This window comes from Microbulbifer okhotskensis (assembly GCF_023895975.1).
Classification (GTDB): Bacteria; Pseudomonadota; Gammaproteobacteria; order Pseudomonadales; family Cellvibrionaceae; genus Microbulbifer; species Microbulbifer okhotskensis.
Genome location: NZ_JALBWM010000334.1, coordinates 1 through 743, shown reverse-complemented (window position 1 = coordinate 743; position 743 = coordinate 1). Strand labels below are relative to the sequence as shown.

At 45.8% G+C, this 743-nt stretch carries 1 protein-coding gene; it reads left to right on the top strand.

Annotated features, from left to right (window positions below):
• Positions 1-101: 101 nt before the first annotated feature.
• Positions 102-644: a hypothetical protein gene (locus MO867_RS22380; protein ID WP_252473284.1), complete on the top strand. Its 543-nt coding sequence runs from the start codon at positions 102-104 to the stop codon at positions 642-644.
• The last annotated feature ends 99 nt before the right edge of the window (positions 645-743 follow it).

Below are 743 nucleotides of genomic sequence, written 5' to 3'. Positions count from 1 at the left end.
AGCAGTACAGTGACTATGGGGCTATAGCTGTATGAAACTGTCCGAAGTGTTGAGAAGTAAGAAATGGAATTTAAGAAGATCACAGGTTATGGGGAGGGATCATGGCTAAGTTGTTGGCGATTGTTGAAGTCGAGAAAAGTAGATCTATTCGATGTTGCGCTGAGGGCTGCAATAGACCCGTATATAAACGGATTCACGTTATTGAAGAAGATGATAGATCCATTCAGGTTCTGGGCTCTAAATGTTACGGGATATTGTATAAAGGTCAGCTTTCAAGTGAGGCGGTTTACACCGCAGATTGCTCGCGAAAGTTGACAGAGGAAGAGCGCCGGCTACTCGTAGAAAATACGGAACAGTTGATCAAAGCCTTTCACCAGGAAAGAAAATCCATTTTAAATAAGTCGGCCCAGGAACAACAACGTAGACCAGTGGCGGCTAAGCAGGATTTCGGAAAGCAAGTTGATAATCATGGAAGGACTGTTAAATGCCATTTCTGTGGTGAACTCATGATAACTCAGCTACCACACACGCCTGCTATTGGTTTCAAATGCCAGCAATGTAAAGCCAATGACGTGACGGCTTCTCTGGCGACGCGAAGGAAGAATGCTTTGCGGCGAAGCAAGCTTTTAACCAGCAAGAAATAGGTGGGAATATGCAGCCCCTTACAAGGGCTGCGAGTATTTTCAAACCTAGATTCCCACAATGACCGACACACTTGGCGATAGCAAAGGGGGCCAGCTGGC